Below are 19,433 nucleotides of genomic sequence, written 5' to 3'. Positions count from 1 at the left end.
CCGTCAGGAGCAGCAACCATGAACAGCGATACCGTCCTGGTCACCGGAGCCACCGGCCAGCAAGGCGGGGCCACGGCCCGCGCACTCCTGGCCGCCGAGGTGCCCGTACGTGCACTCGTACGCGATCCGCGGTCGAAGGCCGCCCAGGCGATCGAGGCGCTGGGCGCCGAACTGGTGCGGGCGGATCTTTCCGACCGGGCCTCCCTCGGCCCAGCGGTCGAGGGAATCCGCGCGGTGTTCTCGGTGCAGATGCCGCCGATGAACGAGACCGGCGTGGACTTCGCGGGCGAGCTCGCCCAAGCCGCCAACCTGGTGGACGCGGCGAAGGCTGGGGGTGTACGGCAGTTCGTGCAGTCCTCGACCAGTGGAGTCGGTGAGCACACCCGGGCCCCCGGCTGGGCCGAGAGCCGCTGGGCGGCGATGGCGGACTACTTCCACACTAAGCAGGCGATCATGGAGGCGGTGCGTGGTGCGGGCTTTGCCCGCTGGACGGTGATCAAGCCCGCCTTCTTCATGGAGAATCTGCCCCTGCTGGCGCCGAGAGGGCCCCGCGGCGGACTGCTGACGGTACTGAAACCGGACACCGAACTGGCCCTGGTGGCCGCGCGGGACATCGGCACGGCTGCGGCGCACGCCCTTCGAGACCCTGACCGGTTCCACGAGGTGGAACTGGAACTGGCCGGTGACCTGCGCACCATGGAGCAGATCGCGCAGACCTTGTCCGCCGCCTGGGGCGTGCCCGTGACCGCGCCCTCCATGAGCCTGGAAGAGGCCCTCGACGCGGGCATGCCGAAGTGGGGAGCCGGACACGAGTGGAACAACGCGGTCCTCCAGCCCGCCCGGCCCGAGTTTGCCCGGGAGTTGGGCATCCCGGTGACCACCTTCGCCGAGTGGGCGGATGAGCAGCTGACACCCGTGTCCGGCTAGGGCGTATCCGGCGCTGCGACGCTCGGCCGCGCCCGCCGGGGCGGACTGGGGCGAGAAGTTGGAGTGGCCCTGCCCCGGCATCCCCGCCGCGGTGGTTGCCGAATTCGCCGGGCACTCGTGGCCGGCCTGCCGTTCTTCGCTCCGGAGACGGTGACGACCGACCACCGATTCGTCTACCGCAACCTGGTCGAAACCAACGGTGACAGCAAGCCTGCCTATGTGACGACCAACGTGCTTCGGCTCACCGGACCTGGGGAGGCCCGGGACGGTTGGTGCGGGGATCAGAGCTGGATGTCGAGGTAGTCGATGTCGGTGAACTGGACGTGGAGGCCGGCGGCGCGGCGGCCGCCGTCCTGGAAGTACTGGTCCTGGAGGCCTTCGGCGATGACGGCCTGGAGGTCTTCGTCGCGGGCGCCGGCGGCCCGGGCGCCGAAGAGGCGGGCGGCGTAGCGGGGTGGCAGGGGCTGGGTGAGGCGGCGGATCCTGCCGTCGTCGCTGGAGCCCGCGGCGGCCGTGAAGCCGAACCGGGCACGGGTCTCGACCCTGATACCGGTGGAGGCCACCGCCCGCTTCCGGGCCCGTTCCCGGCCCCGGGGCTGCCAGTCCTTGCGGACCTCCTCGCCCAGGCGCGCGGCGAGGTCCGGCCGGGGCCGGCGGATCTGGCCCTTGAGGTAGTGGGTCTGCGTGCGCAGCGCGAGGAGCGGCCAGGGGCGGGTGCTGACGAGGAGGGTGGTGTCCTGCCCGGGGCCGAGGACGTCCTGGAGGAGGGGGCGGGGCGGGTGTTCGCGGCCGGGGTCGCGCCGAGTGGGTGCAGGGGGTTGCCCTGTCGATGAGGGTGCGGGCTTTCTTGAAGTGATCGCTGGCGGTGAGGTCCGTGACGCCGCACGTCTGCTCGATGTCGCAGCCGGTGCCGGTGGCGGAGGTCAGGAGCATCCGGCCGACCTTGCGGACCGCGCGCTCGCGGGTCTGGAGGCGGGTGACCTGCGCCCGGAAAGGGGGCGGACATGCAAACGGGGCCGGAGACGTGCTCAGCGCTTCCGGCCCCTTCGTTTCGAGCGCAGGCTGGTGCGGTGGCCTCGTCCCGGTCATGGTTCCCGGCGCGCACCCATGCCGCCAGCATGACGGCTACAGGGAGGTGAGTTCGAGGGTGAAGGTTCCGGTGCGGCTGCTGATCCCGTTGAGGACACAGTTCAGGGTGTCCAGCGTGGGGCCGACGTTGACGACGACCGCGCTGTCACCGGCGAACAGGCCGGTGGTGACCGCGCCCGTGCCGACGGAGACGATCTGGCCGGCGGCGTTGTTGTTGACGTAGTTCACCAGGAGGGTGCTGCTCTGGCCGTTGTTCCAGTTGATCGTCAGGGTGGCGGTCGACGGGGAGGCCACCGTGAGACAGGAACGGGTCGCGTCGAACGAGATGGTCATCGTCCCGGTGGTGATGGCCGGGTTGGTCGACACGCACGGACCGAGCTGCCTGCCCGCGTGCTGGATGTGCACGGTCCGGGGGGGAAGCGCGACGGGTGGGCTGTAGGGAAAAAACTCGGCGCTGAGCAGGCAGGTCGTGTCCGTGACTCCTGCCGAGGGGAAAGTGGGGAAGAAGCAGGCAACCGGCCGCTGAGCTCACAGCGGCTGCCGGGCAGGGCCATGGGGCGGTAACGCGGGCGCAAGAAGGAAAACAGTCTCCCAGCCCCGCCGTGTGGAGTGGCCACCCCTCCTCTGCCAGACACACGGCAAGCAAGAGCAATAGCCCCGCTTGACCGGTTAGCGGGGGTGAGGGGGAGGGGGAGGGGGAGGGGGGGAAGGCGGGGTCCATGCACGCATCTCGTGGCGCCGGACGGACTCGAGTACTCAGGGTGCGGGGGCGCACCGCCCCTGATCGGGCTGTCGGCCGGGGGTCAGGAGTGGTGGCGTGGGAAGGCGGTCTCTCCCGGTCGCGGTGTTCGTTATCCAGCTTTGCGGGCCGCGGGGGCCGGGGTAACTTGTTCGAGGAGCAGAAGGCCGGTGATGGAGCGGAGCCCGCCGAGGACGGCGGTGGGGTGGGGTTGTTCGCCGTACCTGAGGGAGGAGGCGGCGAGCACATCCGCGGGAACGAGGTAGAGGGCGGCGGTGACGGTGGTGACGCTGAGCCGGGCGACGGCAGAACCCCAGACGAAGAACCCGGTGGCCGAGGGGAGTGAGGCCGAGGCAGACGGCGGCGGCTGTCGATCTGAGGGGGCGGAAAAAAAAGCCCGGATGGTGGTGGGGGCGAGGGGGAGCAGAAAGGCGGTTCCGGCCCACATGGTGTAGGCGGCGACTTCCAGTCCGGTGTAGTGCCGGAGCAAGGGCTTGATCGTCAGGTGGTAGAGGGCTTGGCCGCAGGCCGCTGCGAGGACGGTCCATGCGGCCGCCGTGTATCCGCTCTCCGTGCCGGACAGCGCGATGAGTCCCGCGCCGGCGAGAGCGGTCAGTGAACCGCCGGCCTTGGTGGGGGTGAGCCGCTCGCCGAGGAAGCGGGCCGCGAGCAAGGCGCTCATCGCGGGGACGGCGGCCATGATCAGGCTGGCGGTACCGGCGGGGACATGGAGCTCGCCCCAGTTCAGCAGGAGTTGGTAGGCGCTCATCCCGGTGCCGCCGGCGAGGCCGATGCGCCAGAGGTCGTCGCGTGCGGGCCGCCGGATACTCAGCCACGGGGTGACGGCGGCGAGGGCGAGGGAGGCGACGGCGAGGCGGAGAAAGGACAGCTGGGCCGGTCCGTAGCCGTCCAGGGCCACGCGGATCGCGGGGAAGGCGGTGGCCCACAGCAGCACGGTGGCGGCGAGGGCGAGCGGGGTCTTGTCGAGCTTCACCCTGCCGACTCTGCCGGGTAGCATTCATTAGGTCTATTTATCTTTTTCTTATTGATCAGTTAGGAAGTCTTCCTTGTTGGATGTTCGCCGACTGCGGGTGCTGGCCGAGTTCGCCTCGCAGGGCACCGTCGCGGCCACCGCGCAGGCCCTGCACCTCACCGGCCCGGCCGTCTCCCAGCAGCTGGCGGTGCTGGAGAAGGAGGCCGGGGTACGGCTCCTGGAGAAGCGGGGCCGCACCCTTCACCTCACCGGCGCGGGACAGCGCCTGGTGGACCACGCCCACGTGCTCCTCGGCAACCTCGCCGCAGCCGAGTCGGACCTGACAGCACTGCGTCAGGGCGAGCGCGGCACCGTCAGGATCGCGGCGTTCGCCTCCGCCGCCCGCACGATCATCCCCACACTCTGGCCCACGCCCGGCACCGCACCCGCCCCGGAAGCGCCCACCCTGTTCCTGGCCGAACACGAACCCCCGGCCGCCGAGACCGCCCTCGCCCGGCACCAGGTCCATATCGCCGTCACCCACTCCTACAGCCTGCTCCCCCGCCCTCTTCCCGCCGGCTGCGAGCACCTGGCCCTGTTCGACGAACCCGTCCTCCTCGTCCTGCACACCGCCGACGCCACCGAGCGCCACCTGTCACCCGGCGCGCCGGCAGACCTGCGCCGCTTCTCCGACGCCCCCTGGCTCCTCCCGGGCCCCGAGACCGCGTGCCACGAAATGACACAGCGCGCGTGCGGCGCCGCCGGCTTCGTCCCGCGAACCGCGGCGGTGGCCGGCGACTTCACCGTCCTCACAGCCCTGGTCGCCCGCCGCGCGGGCGTCGCCCTCATCCCGCGCATGGCCCTCCCCGCCCCCACACCGGAACTGAGCGTCCACCCCCTGCACGTGCCGGTCCACCGCAGCATCCACGCCCTCTACCGCTCCGGAACCGGCCGGCACCCTGACATCCGATACGTCCTCGACCGCCTCCTCCCGCCCCCGACCACCGAACCCGGACCTCCCGGACGTCCACCAGCACGAACGGCCTGAGGGGAGCAGGACCAGGCCCGACCAGCTCCCCAGAAGCCGCCCGTTGAGCCACCAAGGCGCGGTGCCGCGCAGGCGCTGGCAGGCGGGTACGCAAACGGAGCCCCACCCGGAAGGTCCGAGGGGGCTCCGTCACCACACGGAGAACCGGTCCTGACCGCTGGCCGCCCGGCACCTGCCACTGAACCGCAACCCGGAGCGGCACAGCGTCGTGGGACGATGCCGCTGCCCGCTCGCCGGGGGAACCACCTCATGAAGTGGGCAGACACAGGGCGTAGGCCGTCACGGTCGCCGTTGAGGCACTTGTCGCGTTGAAACTCGGCAGAAGCTCGACCGTCCACGTTCTGGCCGCCGCGTCGGGATACTCGCTGGACACGCCGAGGACATCACTCGGCGTCGCACTCCATCCTCCGCCCGACCGCCTGCTGAAGAGCGGTACGCAGCTCGGCGATCTGCTCATCGCGGGCGTCTGAACGGTCCGGAGTCGAGGTCATGACCCTTCAAAACCCGCCGGGGACCGGAGGAGCGCGCTCGCCGCGATCGGCGTCGGCGGAGCGGCGGCTCTCACCTCGGAGCGGCGGCTCTCACCTCAGTCCGGACGTACAACGCAATGTCCCTCAGGTGTTGTTGTGGTCGCTGGTCACGACGGTGATGGTGAGTCGGCTCTTTGGGGTGCGGCGTGTGCGGACGGCCCGACGAAAAACAGGCCGCGCCCCTGGGCAGCAGGGGACCGGCCGTCACTGCGGGCGAACCACCGGGGGCCCGTCGCGGCGCGGACCGACGTCGCCCGGGATCCCGCGCCCTGGGGTGCCGCCCCGCCGGCCGATGCACAGATGTTTCGTGCGAACAGGGTTTGAAAACACCGGCACGGTAAACACGGCTTCTTGACACCGTCTTTATATGACCAGGTAGGAGAGGCAACATGGGCATCATTGCGTGGATCATCATCGGGTTGCTCGCGGGCCTCATCGCCAAGGCACTCATGCCGGGCAAGGACCCGGGCGGCATCATCATCACGATGCTCATCGGCGTCGCCGGCGGTCTCCTGGGCGGCTGGCTCGGCAAGGTCATCTTCGGCGTCGACTCGATCGACGGCTTCTTCGACCTCTCTACGTGGATCGCTGCCATCGTCGGCTCGCTGATCCTCCTCGTCCTGTACCGGGTCATTACCGGAAACCGTCGTCACGCCTGACCCGCACCCATGACCGCGAAGCGGCCCCGCCCGGGTGGGCGGGGCCGCTTCGCGTATGTCCGCGTATGTCGGAGGGCTTCAGGTCGCGGGCCGGCCCTGTGCGGAGCGGCCCCCTGTTCGGCCGGGAACGCGTCCTGGGCCCCGCCTCGACCACCGGGCCGTCGCCTCGGCACCGGCTCCCCCGCGTGCGCTGCGCCCTCATCGCCGTCATCCGCCCGCAGGCCACTTCGAAAACGCTCAGTGAGCCTCTTTCATCCTGTGCCGGCAGGTGAACGGGCTGGTCAGCAGGCGAGGGTGGCTCGTCCGTCACGCGCGGGCCACCCTCCCACCCGGCCGTGCACCGGCCCACCACGGCGGCGATGTCCGCGCCGTACTTGCGGGCGCGGGCGGTGAGCGTGGCCGGGCCACCCGGTCGGGCCGTCCCGTTGGCGGGCAGCGGGCTTTCGCCCCCGGGATCCGACATCCGCCCTGGTGGCGAAGTGCCCCCGCTGCGAACGACGCACCGGCCCCTCTTCCGGGCGGGTGCCTCGGTAAACAGTGGCCGGAGTCCCGAGTGCGCCGCTCGGGGGCAGGTTCACCAGCGAAACGGCCGGCCGCCAGCACGCCCGCCCCCAGCAGGGAGACGTGCGGCAGAACTCGCGGCCCGCAGAGGACCCGACGGCCGGCAGGGGCCGGCCCATGGAGGGCTGCGGGGGCGGACGGCAACCCGGCGGGCAGCGGCAGCCGGACAGAAACCGGCCTGGCCCGTTCTCCGCCGCAGTCCGGAGGTTTCTGTCTCCGAGGAGAGATGTGACGCAGACCACGATGCCGGCGACGGGATCCGGCTTGCGGTTGCCGCTGCGTCAACTTCTACGGTGATTGATGTCGGCGTGATCCGTCGAGGGTGATGGGCAAGGAAAGAGCAGGTGCACGTGGCTGAAGAGTGGTCGATCACGGCACTGGCGGCGATGTCCGGGCTGACCTCGCGGGCGCTGCGTCATTACGACGCCCTTGGTCTGCTCCCCGCGGACAGGGCCGGCAGTGGCGGTAAGCGCTACTACGGCGAGGCGTCGGTGCTGCGACTGCAGAGCATCCTCCTCCTGCGCGAGCTCGGTCTCGGCCTGGCCGAGATCGCCGAGGTCGTGGACGAGGAGAAGGACGCCGTCACGGCCCTGCGCGGGCACCTCGTCAAGCTCCTCGCCGAACGTGAACGGTTCGACCAACTGGCCAAGACGGTCGCCAACACCCTCGCTCACCTGGAAGGAACGACCCCCATGAACCCGGCAGAGCTGTTCGAGGGCTTGGACCCCGTCAAGCAGACGCAGTATGAGAACGAACTGGTCGACCGGCACGGAAAGAAGGTGATGGAGCACATCACGGAGAGCAAGCGCCGCATGGCCGGCTGGGATACGCCCCGGACCCAGAGGATCGGTGCCGAGTACGAGGCGATCGAGGACGCGGCCGTCGAGTTGGTCCGGGCCGGAGTGCCGCCGACGGACGCCCGCGCACTGGAACTCATGGGCCGGCAGTTCGAGGCGGTCTCGGCGTTCTGGACCCCCGGCCGTGCCTCGTTCACGGGCCTGGGTCAGACCTACGTGGACCACCCGGACTTCAAGGCCCGATACGACGCCAAGCACCCCGCGCTGGCCGAGTTCCTTCGCGACGCGATCGCCGTATACGCCCAGCAGCACCTGGGCTGATCACCCTCGCCGGCCCCCACCGGCCCGGGTTTCCCCTCGCGGTCGGGGACCCGGACGCGAAGGCACGGGTGGTGGCCGGCGACAGCCCGCTCAGCGGCTTGCCCGAGGTTGTGCCACAGATGCCGGCGGCCGGCCGGTCACTCCCCCGTCGTGCCGCACAGCCGACGCACCCGTCGAACGACGCGTGGCGCGGCTGAGGTCCTGGCGGCTCTTCCCCAGATCCCGCATCGGCCCCGACCGCATGAGCGTCATCACCGAAGCCGTCCTCGCCCTGGAGAGGCACCGCTGAAAACGCTCGTTCGGGCCTGATGGACGTCGCCCAGGAATCGCAGGACATCACCGAGAACGATGTTGCCGCACCGTCGAGTCTTCATCCGGGCATGCGCGAACACATCGATTCGGCGGCGGCTGTCACCTGACGTCGTGCCGGTCGCGGGGCCGGCTCGTCAGGGCCGGTGGGCGTCAGCCCGCGATCAAGATCCCTCCCGCCACGGCCGCGCCGACCCCCAAGAGAAGGGCCCCGGCAGCGAACGCGATCTCAGCGACGTGGGAGCGGTGTTCGGCAGCGAGGTCTGTGGTGAAGACGACCGGGTTGTCGGGGCGGTAATGGATCGTGAGGTCCCGGCCGCGCGAGCGGGCGGGATCGCTCAGCCCTACGGTGCGGTAGGCGGTGACGGCGGTGCCGTCGTGGGTGGTGAAGGCGACGACCGGGGTGTGGCTGGTGGCGGTTTCGCCGTCCGCTTCGACGGTGACGTCCTTCAGTACGGCGATGACGCGGCCCGGGACCGGGCCGCCGGAGGCGAGGCCCTCGATGCGTAGGCGTGAGTCGCGTACGGCCCCGGGCAGGTAGGTCGCGCCCAGCAGCGTCCAGGGCACGCCGAAGCCGATGAGGGCCCACGGCCAGCCCCAGTCGATCGAGGCGACGACGACCAGCCCGACGTAGATGAGGAAGACCGCGAAGTTGGGCCGGCCGAGGCCGCTCCGTCCGGCGTCCGGGTCGGTGGTGAAGCGGTAGGCGTGCGGGCGGCCGGGAGGGTAGCGGATGCCGATCTCCCGGCCCGTCCAGGCCGTGCTGATTCGGTCGCCGCACTCGCCGTCGTTGGTGACGGTGAACTCCTGCCCCGTGGCGGGATCGCGGAAGGTGACGACCACGGCGATCCCCTCGCGTCCCGAGCTCCCGTGCCGGGGCTCCGTGACCCGTTCGATCCGGCCCATGACGCGGACCGCCCGCTGGCCGCGGGTCACCCCGGCCAGCGACCGTCCGTATCCGACGAGCGCGACGGCGCCGAGGATGACGCACCACAACGCCAGATATCCGTGCCGGCCCATACGTGCTCCCTTCCCTGAGGGCTGTCCCGCAATTCGTGGTGGATCAGTGCGCGGCGTCAGATGCGGTGCATCGCAAGGCGGAGGGGCGCCCGCATACTGGATGTATGTGGACGTTCCGACAACGCGGCGAGGTGCCGTAGCTGTCGTCGCGCACCCGCCAGGAATTGCGGGACAGCCCTTAGCCTGCCCCGCCCGGCTCACCCGTTCCGTCCGGGCGCCCGTTCCGTCCGTCTGTCAGCGCGCCGGGACGCGCCGCACGATCTCGCCGTGGCCGTCCGCCTCCAACGAGGCGGCGCCGTCGGCGCCGGCCACCCCGACTCTGAGGGTGAGGACGCCGGACAGGCTCTCGGCGGTGAGCTGCCAGGTCTGCGGGGAGCGGACGCCGAGAGTGGCTCCGGCCTCCCGGACGAGGGCGGGGATACGCGGGTAGGGCAGCGCGTCCAGGTCGAAGCCGGGTACCTGCGAGCCCGCCGCGGTGAAGACGACGGTGAGCAGGTGGTCCTGCACGACGACGGTGAGGGCCTGGCGCTTTCTGCCGTCGCCCTTGGTGAGCGAATCGACCGCCACACGCAGTCGGCCCTCGTCAAACAGGGACTGTCCGGGGCCGAGGGCGACGGTGCCGGACGCGGCCGAGACGATCGTGGTGGACGAGGTGCCGGGGTCGGCGGGCGCAGCGGCCGAGGGGGGCCGGTCGGCAGGGTCTTCCGTGCCGAAGAGGTCGGCCCGGAAGACGAAGACCACGCCGGCCGCGCCGAGCAGCAGGGCGAGGAGGGTGAGGTAGCCGCCGACGGTGCTGTCCGGGGGCCGCTCGTCGGTCAGGGCGGGGCCGGGCGCTGAATCGATGCGGGCCGCGGTCGCGCGGTCCTCCCATTCCGGTGTGGGGCGCTTCACCAGCTTCACCGCCCACGGCTGGTGCGGTGGGTACTGGACGACGACGATGCCGCCTGGTTCGTAGTCGGGCAGGTCGACGAGATTGACGGACTGGGTGGACTCGACGCGGTACGCCGGTCCGCCGTCCGGGGCGACGGTGAGGTCCAAGCGGACGGGCACGTCGCTGGTCTCCCCGCCGGTGGCGCGCAGGCTCTCGATCTTGGCGAGCGTGGTACGGGGGACGATGGCCGCCTCGCGTGCGCGCTCGGGCGCCCCAGCGGCGAGGACCAGCAGTCCGTAGGCGAGGGGGACGGCCAAGCCGCCGGCCAGCAGGGGAACGCGTTCGAGGACAGTGCCGACGACGAGTGCGGCGAGCGAGCTCCCGATCACCGCGCCCGTGAGGATCCCGCGGGCGAGGTCGAGGGGGGTGCGGCGGGTCGGCGGTGCGCTCGGAGGGGCCGGCGTGATCGTCATACCGAGATTGTGGTGGCCCGGGCTGCGGCCCGGTAGGCGTCCGGGCGCCTTTCTCTCCCCCCAACGGCGTTTCTGGGGAGGGATGTTGGCACCTCCCAGGCATCACAGGCAGGTGGCCGATCACGATGACCGTTCCGGGTACCGGGAAACCGTGACTGCTCGGCCACGCCGGTGAGCGCGTCCCCGGGCCGGCCCCGGGTCGGCACCCCGCGGCCGCGCGACACCCCGATCGACGAGTTGATCGAAACGATCATCGCCCCTTCAGGGCGGTACGCCCCGCAGGCTCTGATCGCCCTGACGTTTATGTCAGCTGATCGGACATCCCGAGCACGTACGCACCCTCCGGGCGAGCGTCCTCGCCTCCGACGGGGACTCCCTGGCGTTCGCAGATCCGGATGATTCTGCGGGTGGGGGCCGAGGTCGGGTCTGGCACCTGTCGGGCAAGGCGGGAGAGATCCACACGACCTCGCCGACCGGGTCGGTCACGACCTGCACGTTCACGCCGTGGCGGCGGTGGTCGGAGGAGCAGTCGGCCCGGCCCTCGCCCGCTCGGTCGCGGTCGGCGAGCGTCCCGTCGGGCAGTACGTACTCCGGACCGGTCTCGCGCAGGACCTTCAGCGGGGCCGGCGCCCGGTCGGCCTGAAGGTCGATGACCGCACCGGTGCGGGCGTGAGCGGTGCCGGCCGATATGCCGAAGGCCGCTGCGAGTTGGGCCAGGGTGTCGCGTTTGCGCAGGTCCACCGGAGCGACCGGCGTGCCTGCGCGGCGGGAGCTCGCAGCGGCGGTCGGGCTCGCGGGTGACGATGAGCATGGTGACCCACTCGACCGGCGCATGAGGCAGGTCGAGTGCGGCCCGATAGGGAACCGGCGAGGCACCTGCGCTGAAGAGTCGAGAGGTCGGGCATCTCCCTCGGCGGCGCGGGCGCCTCGTGCGTGGCGACCCCCGTCGCCGTCACTCGATCGGTGGCCACTCTGAAAACGCTCGATGAACCGTCAGGTGGGTGAGTCGCCGCCCGGTCGTACACGAACACCCCTCGCGTGGGAGGGCCTTCACGGGGTGGCGCCGCCGACGGAGGCCACCGCATGCCGGTGGCGCGCCCCGGGACGGAGGCGCGCCACGCCGGCGGTGGAACGGGTCAGTGGGTGGAGGCCGCGCGCCCGGCCCGCTCCACGGCTTTCCCGTCCCCGACGGGGGTGGCGTCCGTGCCCTCGCCGGACGGGGTCGCGCCGTCGACGGAAAGCCGTCGGTTGACCGCCCAGACGACCAGCGCGCACGCGGCGAGGCCGGCCCCGAGGAAGCTGGACCCCGCCCAGCCGTGGGCGGCGAAGAGCGCGGTGGTGGAGGCCGCGCCAAGGGCGGAACCGAGCGAGTAGAAGACCATGTAGCCGCCGATGACGCCACTGACGCGCTCGGGGTGGGCGGTGGTGAGGAGATGCTGGTTGCTCACGTGCACGGCCTGGACGGCGAAGTCCAGCAGCACGATCCCGACGAGCGGGATCCACAGGGTCCACGTCAATTGCCCGATCGCCGCCCAGGAGAGGATGAGCAGGCCCAGCGCGAGACCGGTGACGGGCATCGCCCGCCCCGCATCCGCCCATCGTCCCGCACGTGCCGCGCCCAGGGCGCCCGCGAGGCCGACGAAGCCGAAGAGGCCGGTCTGCCCCTCGCTCAGGTGCCAGGGCGCGTCCGACAGCGGCAGGGACAACCCGCTCCACAGCGTCCCGAAGGACGCGAAGAGGAAGAAGGCGATGAGCCCCCGGGACAGGAAGAGCCGTTGCCGGAAGAGCCCGCCGATCGAGGTCACGGCGCGTACGTATCCCGTGGGGCGGCCGGACCGTTCCTCCGTCGGCAGGACGGCGAGGACGAGGGCCGCGAGTCCCAGGGACAGCACCGCGAGGACGACGTAGACGCTGCGCCAGCCCCACAGCTCGGTGAGCGCGCCGGTGACGGCCCGCGCGCCCAGAATGCCGACGACCACGCCCGAGGTCACCACCCCGATGTCGCGTCCGCGTTCTCCGGGCGACGACACCGACGCGGCGTAGGCCACCGTGGTCTGTACCACCACCGCGAACATCCCGGCCGCGGCGAGTCCGGCGAACGCCACCCAGGAGGCCGTCGCCGACGCCGTCAGGACCATGCCGGCCGCCGTGACGGCCAGGTGTACGGCGATCAGCCGGCGCCGGTCCGCCACGTCCCCGAGGGGCACCAGCAGCACGAGGCCCACCAGGTATCCGAACTGGCCGGTGGAGACGATCCAGCCGGTGAGCCCGGGCGCCACTCCGAGGTCGTGGCCCATCGGGTCCAGGACCGTCTGCGCGGCGTAGATGCTCGCCACGGCGACCCCACACACCATCGCGAGCAGCAAGCGCCGCCACGCAGTCATCACAGACCCCATTCAGTAGCAAATTGCAACCTATTCGACAGTACGGCATGATGGTTTCAATCCGCAACTCAATGGGAGGTGTCATGCCAGGCAGCACCGCGTGCTCCCCCGGGCCCCAGTGGACCGATCCCGACTGCCCCGTCGCCCGCACCCTGGACCTGGTCGGGGACAAGTGGAGCCTGCTGGTCGTCCGCGACGCGATGGACGGCGCGCGCTCGTTCACCGAGTTCCAGCGGCGCACCGGGATCGCGCGCAACATCCTCAGCGACCGTCTTCGCAAGCTGGTCGCGCACGGGCTCCTCGCCCGGACCACCGCGGCGTCGGGCCGACGCCAGGAGTACGTCCTGACCGAGGCCGGCCACGATCTCTTCCCCGCCGTCCTCACGCTCCGGCAGTGGGGGGAACGGCACGCCTTCGCGCCGGGCGAAGCGCACTCCATCCTCGTCGACCGGCACGGCGCACCCGTGCCGGAGGTCGTACCGACCGACGCGGACGGCGGGATCGTCGGCGTGGACAGTTCCCGGGTACGGAAGGCCGGATGACCGGCCGCCGCGCCCCGTCCGGCGGAACGGGGCCGGGCAGGGCGCGGCGGCGTCTGTGGTCCGTCCCGCCGACGACAGACCTCGGAGCGCCGGCCGCGGACAGGCCCTCACCACGTTTTCCGCGCGGCGCCCCCGGTCAGCCGGCGCGCTGTGCGGAGTCGTGATGTCAGTCGCCGAAGTGAGGTGTGAAGGGCTGGGACGTGGCTGCCCAGGAGGCGAGGAGGCCTAGGCCCTCTTCGGAGGATGAGCCGGGTTCGGCGGTGTAGATGGTGAGCGTGAGACCCGGGGCGGCGGCCATCTCCAGGCCCTCGTAGGCGAGGGTGAGGTCGCCTGCGGTGCGGTGGTGGAAACGCTTGGTGCCGGTGCCGTGGTGGCGGACGTTGTGGGCACCCCAGCGGGTGCGGAAGTCGTCGCTGCGGGTGGACAGCTCACCGACGAGGTCGTGCAGGCCCTTGTCGTGGGGGCTGCGGCCGGCTTCGGTGCGCAAGATGGCCACGGCCATGTCAGCGGCCTGCTCCCAGTCGGGGTGGAAACGGCGCGAGGCGGGATCGAGGAACTGGAAGCGGGCCAGGTTCGCCTGGTTGCCGGCCGAGGCGTAGACGTCGGCGTAGAAGGCGCGGGCGAGCTCATTGGTAGCGAGCAGGTCCATGCGGCCGTTGCGCACGAAGGCGGGACCGGCGGTGACGGCGTCCAGGACCCACTGCAGGCTCCGGTGCGCCTTCCACTGCGCGGTGCGGCGCCGGGGGCGGATGAGGGCGTCGGAGCCGTCGGCGGCGTGAGCGAGGTTCAGCAGGTGAGCGCGCTCGGCGTCGTCGAGCTGGAGCGCACGGGCGACGGCTTCGAGGACGGCCGGGGAGACGCCGGCGAGGCTGCCGCGCTCCAGCTTGGCGTAGTACTCCACGCTCACGTCGGCGAGCGCGGCGACCTCGCTGCGGCGCAGGCCCGGTACCCGTCGGCGGCTCCCGGGGGGCAGGCCGGCCTGCTCGGGGGTGATCTTGGCTCGCCGCGAGGTCAGGAACTCGCGGACTTCTGCTTGGTTGTCCACTCCTTCGACGGTACGTGCCGCCTGCGCCCCTGGGGATGTACTGGCGGTACACCCCTTGATGGTGTCTCGCTCCCCGCGGAAAGAGCGGGTTACCTGGATGACGTGGTGCTTTTCGCCCGGTCACCACGACGGGATCGTGCACCTGTCCCTGCATTCGGCGACGACCCCGGCATCCGGGACCGCCCGCCCCGGCACGCGAAAGGAAGCTCATCCATGCGCGGCGCAGTCATCCACGCCCCCGGTGACGTCCGCTTCGAGTCTCTGGACGACCCGAAGCTGCTTCACCCCACCGACGCGATCATCCGCACGGCCGTCACCTGCGTGTGCGGCTCTGACCTGTGGCCCTACCGCGGCGCCGAGCCGATCGGCGACCCGCACCCGATGGGCCACGAGTACGTCGGCTTCGTCGAGGAGGTCGGCTCCGAGGTCACCGCGGTGAAGCCGGGGCAGTTCGTCGTCGGCTCGTTCGCCACGTCCGACAACACCTGTGCGAACTGCACGAACGGTTTCCAGTCGCACTGCTCGCACCGCGAGTTCATTTCGACCTGCGAGGCCGAGTACGTGCGTATCCCCCACGCCCAGGGCACCTACGTGCTGGCCACCGGCGAGGTGCCCGGCGAGGAGCTGTGGCCCGGTCTGCGCTGGCCATCTCCGATGTGATGGGCACCGGCTGGTAGGCCGCGGACGCCGCCGAGGTGGGGCCCGGCTCGACCGCCGTGGTCGGGTTTTACGGCGCGGTAGGCCTGTTCGCCGGGGTGATCGCGGCGAAGGAGGGAGGCGCGGAGCAGATCATCGCCATGTCGCGGCACGAGTCGCGGCAGAAGCTCGCCCGGGAGTTCCGGCGCCCCTGACATCGTCACCGAGCGCGGCGACGAGGGCGTGGAAAAAATCGAAGGCGTAGCCGGCGGGATCGGCGCCGACGGCGTCCTGGAGTGCGTCGGCACGGCCCAGGCCATGAGCCAGGCGCTGCGCTCCGCCCTCCAGGCGGCGATATCCGGCTTCATCGAAGTGTCCACCACGAGTCGCCGTCGACGAGCGCAGGAGCTGTTCTTCTCCCACGTCGGCCTGCGCGGCAAAACTGCCCAATACGCCGCTACCTGCTGCGACCTGCTCGACCGAGTCCTGGCCCGCAGATCGGCCAGAGCGGATCTTCGACCTTACCCTGCCCCTGGAGCTGATCGCCGAGAACTGCAGGGCGATGGACGAGCACCGCGCCGTCAAGACCCTCCTCACGCCGTGATCATCCCGACTGCACCCCGAACAGCCGTGCAGGTCTTGCCGGCTGCTCGGCCTAGACCAAGTCGAGAATCCGGCCGACTGGATTCTTTGAGTGACGTCTACATCGACCCGGTCATGGCGGCCCTGCCCCTTCCCCTGTCGCACGCCTCCCTGGTGCACTTCATGCCCGGCGCCTGCGCACCCACTGGCTCTGCCATGCAGCAAAGGCAGAGCGTGTACATGGCCGCATGCGTCGGCCTGTACCGGCGCCGCGGCGGCCCGGTGGAGGTCATCGAGCCCGGTGACCGCGTCCTGGGCCAAGGCCAAGGCGAGGAGCACTGGCACGGCGCCGCCCCGAGCCGGCCTGATGGTCCACATGGCCATCGGCGAGAGCGGCGAGGACGACGCAGTCGTGCACTGGCTGGACCCGGCCGGCCGACGAGGAAAAAACCGCCGCCCCGCCACCCCCTGGCTCTGTGTGGCGATCGCTTGGCCCCGCCCCCGCCTTGCTGTCGCTCGAAGTGCTCGCCGGTACCCGTTCGCTCCCGTCGGCGCGGGCCTGGACGGGGGCGGCCATTTGCCGGTCGGCGTTGCCGTCGGCCGCCACGTCTCGCTCCTGATCCGCCACCGGCGCCGATCACCTCGGCACGCGGCGAGCGAACTCGACGGTGAGGGCATCCCGGCGCGATGCTTCAGCTCGGCCGGGCGACCAGCGTCACCGTCGAAGCCGCCCCCTGACCCGTGCCGCCTCCCCGCCGATACCGGCGCGCCGGTGCCCCCGGCGGCACCGACCCGCCTTAGGGTCCCTCGTCTGCGACCCGCCTTCCCGAAGGGAGAACGAACGTGCGCGTCACCTACGGCTTCCACGGCAAGGCCGCCTTCGTCACCGGCGCGGCCGGGGGCATCGGAGGGGCCACCGCCCTCGCTTTCGCCCGCGCAGGCGCACAGGTCGCCCTCGCCGACCTGTCCCGTGGCGGCCTGCACGAAGCCGCCCGCCTCATCGAGGCGGGCAGCGGCGAAACCCTCGCCCTCACCTGCGACGTCACCAGCGAGAACGACGTCAAGGCCGCGATCGACCAGGGCTGTCCGGCGCTTCGGAACCCTGGATGCCGCCTTCAACAACGCCGGCGTCGAGCAGCCCGTCCAGTCGGCCGCCGACACCACGAGGAACGACGGGGACCGCGTCCTCGGCGTCGGCCTCACCCAGGCGTTCCTGTGCACCCGCGCCCAGATCCGCCAGATGCTGAAGCAGGACGGCGGCGGCGCGATCGTCAACGTCTCCTCCGGCGCCGAGGTCAAAAGCCCCGGGATCATCGACACCGAGATGATCCGCCGCTTCGGCGACACCCGCCCCGGGGGCCGCGAAGGACATTTCGCCGACGAGCCCGTCGGCCGCCTCGGCCAGCCCGGGGATGTATCCTCCGCCGTGCTCTGGCTGTGCTGCGCCGACGCCGCCTTCACCACCGGCACCGCCCTCGTCGTCGACGGCGGCCAGACCACCTGAACCCTCCGGCATCCCCGTCCGAAACCCCCGCCGAAACCCTGTCCGAGTATTTTTCTCCGCAGACCCCGTCTATGACTTCACCGGCCAGGTCGCCTTCGTCACCGGCGCCTCCTCCGGCCTGGGCCTGGCCACCGCCCGCGCCTTCGCCGAAGCCGGCGCTGCCGTCGACCTCGCCGAAGGCATCGACGAGACGGCTGTCGAGGGGACGGTGAAGGAACTCACCGACGCCGGCCACCGGGCCCTCGCCCTGGTCTGCGACGTCACTGACGAGGACCAGGTCGCCGCCGCCGTCGACCGCACCGTGGAGACCTTCGGCCGCCTCGACATGGCCTGCAACAACGCCGGGATCATGCCCCCGCCCACCGACGCCGCCGACGAGAGCGCCGAACAGTTCGACCGCGTCCAGAACGTCAACCTGCGCGGCATCTTGGCGGCCATGAAGCACGAACTGCGCCACATGCGCGGCCAGGGCAGCGGCGCCATCGTCAACTGCTCTTCCCTCGGCGGTCTCGTCGGCAACCCCGGCCGCGCCGCCTACCACGCCACCCAAGCACGGCGTGATCGGCCTGACCGAGAGCGCCGCCCTCGGACACGGCTCCCGCGGCATCCGCATCAGCGCCGTCTGCCCCGGCACCATCGCCACCCCCATGGTCGACGCCGCGGTGGTCGAAGGCGGCGAACTCGACCCGCACCCAGGCCGAAGCCGGCCAGGCCATCAACCGTCTCGGGACCGCCGACGAGATCGCCCAGGCCGTCCTGTGGCTCTCCAGCCCTGGCGCCGGCTACGTCACCGGCATCGCCCTGCCCGTCGACGGCGGCTATACCGCTCGGTAACAGCCCACTCGTGCCGGCCGGACGGGTGCTGCACCAGTCCTGTGACGTCCGGCAAACCATCGCGGTCGTCACGCGCCGCCGACTGGTGACGATCGCAGGCGGCGACGGGATCGAACGTCCGGGTGAGGGCCCGGCTCCCCCGCCGAACCGGTTCCGGGGGAAGACTCAGGGGCCGGGTGGCCGCCGCTCCCCCCATGACAGCGGAAGCACCCCCCCCCCCTCCAGAGCCCGTGCGCAGGGTCGCGCCTGGGCCAGGAATCGTCGGTGCGGGCCTCGGTGATGACGGACGGCGTGCCCCGTACCGCCAGGGCGAAACGGGCGTGCCCGGCGCCGTCCAGCACCGGCAGCTCCAATGTCAGCGCCCCGTGGGCCGACTCGCCGTCGATGACGGCGTAGCCGGCGGACCGCACCCGTGCCAGCTCCGCGTCCAGGGCCGCCGGTTCGACGATCGTGCGGTCGGTGAACGCGGGCAAGGGGGGCGGCGAGGAGGCCCGCCCTCGCCGGGCGTCGGCCAAGCCAGCAGCACCTTCCCCAGTGCGGTGGAGTGCAGCGGCCGCCGCGGTCCTGCCTTCGGGGTCACCGAACCGCCGGCGTCGATCACCGCGTACAGTCCGCTGCGCAGGGCGGGAGGTCGGCGGTGGCGCCCGTGCGGTCGGCGAGATCCGCCAGCTCGGGGGCCGCCGGATGCAGGCCACGCTGGTAGTAGGAGAGCCGGCCCAGTTCGGTCACGGCGGGCCCGAGCCGGTAGCCGGACGTCCGGGCGTCCTGCTCCGGGCACTCGGCGCCGAGCAGGGTGCGGGCAAGCCGGTGGGCCGTGGAGACGGACAGGCTCAGGCGGCGGGCGAGGTCGGAGGCGCTCAGGTCGGGGCCGTTGTCGTGGAAACAGTGCAGGACGTCCAGTGCGCGCTGTACCGCCTGGGCCCCGCCGGGAGCGCGTGCTGCGGCGTCGGTCATGTGGGTTCACTCCCGCTGTCGGATGCGGACTTCGATGTTTCCACACTGTGGGAGGCCCCCTCGGTCACAAGTGCCTGGTGAAACAGTGCGTTCATACGTGATCCCGCATCATGGGAAGCGAGTTGTGGGCGGGCACAGCTCCGTGGCAGGCTGCCGCCGTCATCACCGACGAGCTGAACCGACGAGCTAAGGGAGCAGTGCCATGGCCGGCCGCCGAACCGGGACTCCCCGCCCACGCCGCTCCGGTCCCGCTCGTCCTCACGCTGCGCAGTCACATCGACCTGGCCCGCGTGTCCAGCTCCGCCTGTCGCTGACCCTCTGCGCAGTTCCCCTCCCCGCTCCTTTTCGCACCCGGCGCGTCGGTCCGACGCGCGGCGGGCCCCTTCCATGCGTTAGCTGCCCGGACCGGGACGTGCGTGCCGCGCCGCCGGCTCCCCCTGCTTCGTCGATCCCCGGAAAAACCTCATGACGCCTGCCGTCCTGCCCGGACCCTCTGGTTCACCCGCTGTCCCGTGCCCACCGCCACCGGCATCGCCGCCGACCGGCAAAGAAGAAGAAGAAGAAGAAGAAGAAGAAGAAGAAGAAGAAGAAGAAGAAGAAGAAGAAGAAGAAGAAGAAGAAGAAGAAGAAGAAGA

General features: G+C 71.3%; 14 protein-coding genes and 7 pseudogenes. 12 read left to right on the top strand and 9 right to left on the bottom strand.

Annotated features, from left to right (window positions below):
- Window positions 1-18 precede the first annotated feature (18 nt).
- Window positions 19-927, top strand: a complete 909-nt coding sequence (locus PZB77_RS30630; protein WP_275490444.1) for an NmrA/HSCARG family protein — start codon at window positions 19-21, stop codon at window positions 925-927.
- 281 nt (window positions 928-1,208) lie between these two features.
- Here the strand turns inward: PZB77_RS30630 and PZB77_RS30625 are convergent, their stop codons facing one another.
- The 3 genes from PZB77_RS30625 to PZB77_RS30615 form a co-directional block, all read right to left on the bottom strand.
- On the bottom strand, window positions 1,209-1,490 hold the full coding sequence (locus PZB77_RS30625) for a hypothetical protein (protein WP_275490445.1): 282 nt from the start codon (window positions 1,488-1,490) through the stop codon (window positions 1,209-1,211).
- Between the two features lie 562 nt (window positions 1,491-2,052).
- Window positions 2,053-2,382, bottom strand: a complete 330-nt coding sequence (locus PZB77_RS30620) for a hypothetical protein (protein WP_275495843.1) — start codon at window positions 2,380-2,382, stop codon at window positions 2,053-2,055.
- Window positions 2,383-2,867: 485 nt separating this feature from the next.
- Window positions 2,868-3,749 carry a DMT family transporter gene (locus PZB77_RS30615; RefSeq protein WP_275495842.1) on the bottom strand — a complete coding sequence of 294 codons (882 nt, stop codon included), beginning with the start codon at window positions 3,747-3,749 and terminating at the stop codon, window positions 2,868-2,870.
- Window positions 3,750-3,822: 73 nt separating this feature from the next.
- Between PZB77_RS30615 and PZB77_RS30610 the strand changes: the two genes are divergently transcribed.
- The 5 genes and pseudogenes from PZB77_RS30610 to PZB77_RS30590 all read left to right on the top strand — a co-directional run.
- Window positions 3,823-4,776 (top strand): LysR family transcriptional regulator, encoded by a 954-nt coding sequence (locus PZB77_RS30610; protein ID WP_275490448.1) that lies wholly within the window; start codon window positions 3,823-3,825, stop codon window positions 4,774-4,776.
- 308 nt (window positions 4,777-5,084) lie between these two features.
- Complete coding sequence (locus PZB77_RS30605) at window positions 5,085-5,246, top strand: hypothetical protein (protein WP_275490449.1); 162 nt, start codon at window positions 5,085-5,087, stop codon at window positions 5,244-5,246.
- A gap of 449 nt (window positions 5,247-5,695) precedes the next feature.
- A complete protein-coding gene (locus tag PZB77_RS30600; RefSeq protein WP_275490450.1) occupies window positions 5,696-5,965 on the top strand; it encodes a GlsB/YeaQ/YmgE family stress response membrane protein in 270 nt (89 codons plus the stop codon).
- 905 nt (window positions 5,966-6,870) lie between these two features.
- Complete coding sequence (locus tag PZB77_RS30595) at window positions 6,871-7,644, top strand: TipAS antibiotic-recognition domain-containing protein (RefSeq protein ID WP_275490451.1); 774 nt, start codon at window positions 6,871-6,873, stop codon at window positions 7,642-7,644.
- 160 nt (window positions 7,645-7,804) lie between these two features.
- Window positions 7,805-7,933: pseudogene (locus PZB77_RS30590) on the top strand (IS5/IS1182 family transposase); the annotation flags it as partial.
- 173 nt (window positions 7,934-8,106) lie between these two features.
- On the opposite strand, the gene PZB77_RS30585 reads toward PZB77_RS30590, so the two are convergent.
- The 4 genes and pseudogenes from PZB77_RS30585 to PZB77_RS30570 form a co-directional block, all read right to left on the bottom strand.
- Complete coding sequence (locus PZB77_RS30585; RefSeq protein WP_275490452.1) at window positions 8,107-8,973, bottom strand: DUF3592 domain-containing protein; 867 nt, start codon at window positions 8,971-8,973, stop codon at window positions 8,107-8,109.
- A 234-nt stretch (window positions 8,974-9,207) separates the two neighbouring features.
- Window positions 9,208-10,317, bottom strand: a complete 1,110-nt coding sequence (locus PZB77_RS30580) for a hypothetical protein (RefSeq protein WP_275490453.1) — start codon at window positions 10,315-10,317, stop codon at window positions 9,208-9,210.
- Window positions 10,318-10,681: 364 nt separating this feature from the next.
- Window positions 10,682-11,128: pseudogene (locus PZB77_RS30575) on the bottom strand (transposase family protein); the annotation flags it as partial.
- Window positions 11,129-11,453: 325 nt separating this feature from the next.
- Window positions 11,454-12,701, bottom strand: coding sequence for an MFS transporter (locus PZB77_RS30570; RefSeq protein ID WP_275490454.1), 1,248 nt, complete (start codon window positions 12,699-12,701; stop codon window positions 11,454-11,456).
- 83 nt (window positions 12,702-12,784) lie between these two features.
- Between PZB77_RS30570 and PZB77_RS30565 the strand changes: the two genes are divergently transcribed.
- Window positions 12,785-13,243, top strand: a complete 459-nt coding sequence (locus tag PZB77_RS30565) for a helix-turn-helix domain-containing protein (RefSeq protein ID WP_275490455.1) — start codon at window positions 12,785-12,787, stop codon at window positions 13,241-13,243.
- 166 nt (window positions 13,244-13,409) lie between these two features.
- Here the strand turns inward: PZB77_RS30565 and PZB77_RS30560 are convergent, their stop codons facing one another.
- Window positions 13,410-14,288: a helix-turn-helix transcriptional regulator gene (locus PZB77_RS30560; RefSeq protein ID WP_275490456.1), complete on the bottom strand. Its 879-nt coding sequence runs from the start codon at window positions 14,286-14,288 to the stop codon at window positions 13,410-13,412.
- 213 nt (window positions 14,289-14,501) lie between these two features.
- On the opposite strand from PZB77_RS30560, the pseudogene PZB77_RS30555 reads away from it, so the two are divergent.
- From PZB77_RS30555 to PZB77_RS30535, 5 genes and pseudogenes are all read left to right on the top strand, one after another.
- A pseudogene (locus tag PZB77_RS30555) lies at window positions 14,502-15,528 on the top strand (alcohol dehydrogenase catalytic domain-containing protein).
- Window positions 15,529-16,349: 821 nt separating this feature from the next.
- A pseudogene (locus PZB77_RS30550) lies at window positions 16,350-16,526 on the top strand (SDR family NAD(P)-dependent oxidoreductase); the annotation flags it as partial.
- Window positions 16,477-16,743 (top strand): annotated as a pseudogene (locus PZB77_RS30545) (hypothetical protein); the annotation flags it as partial. The pseudogenes PZB77_RS30550 and PZB77_RS30545, both read left to right, overlap by 50 nt.
- A 3-nt stretch (window positions 16,744-16,746) precedes the next feature.
- Window positions 16,747-17,010, top strand: a complete 264-nt coding sequence (locus PZB77_RS30540) for an SDR family oxidoreductase (RefSeq protein WP_275496288.1) — start codon at window positions 16,747-16,749, stop codon at window positions 17,008-17,010.
- Between the two features lie 118 nt (window positions 17,011-17,128).
- A pseudogene (locus PZB77_RS30535) lies at window positions 17,129-17,844 on the top strand (SDR family oxidoreductase).
- A gap of 165 nt (window positions 17,845-18,009) precedes the next feature.
- On the opposite strand, the pseudogene PZB77_RS30530 reads toward PZB77_RS30535, so the two are convergent.
- Window positions 18,010-18,798 (bottom strand): annotated as a pseudogene (locus PZB77_RS30530) (IclR family transcriptional regulator).
- Between the last annotated feature and the right edge of the window lie 635 nt (window positions 18,799-19,433).

The sequence above is a fragment of the Streptomyces sp. AM 2-1-1 genome, from assembly GCF_029167645.1.
In the GTDB taxonomy this organism is placed as follows: Bacteria; Actinomycetota; Actinomycetes; order Streptomycetales; family Streptomycetaceae; genus Streptomyces.
Note: the sequence above shows the minus strand (reverse complement) of the source record. Positions and strands in the feature narration are given on the sequence as shown.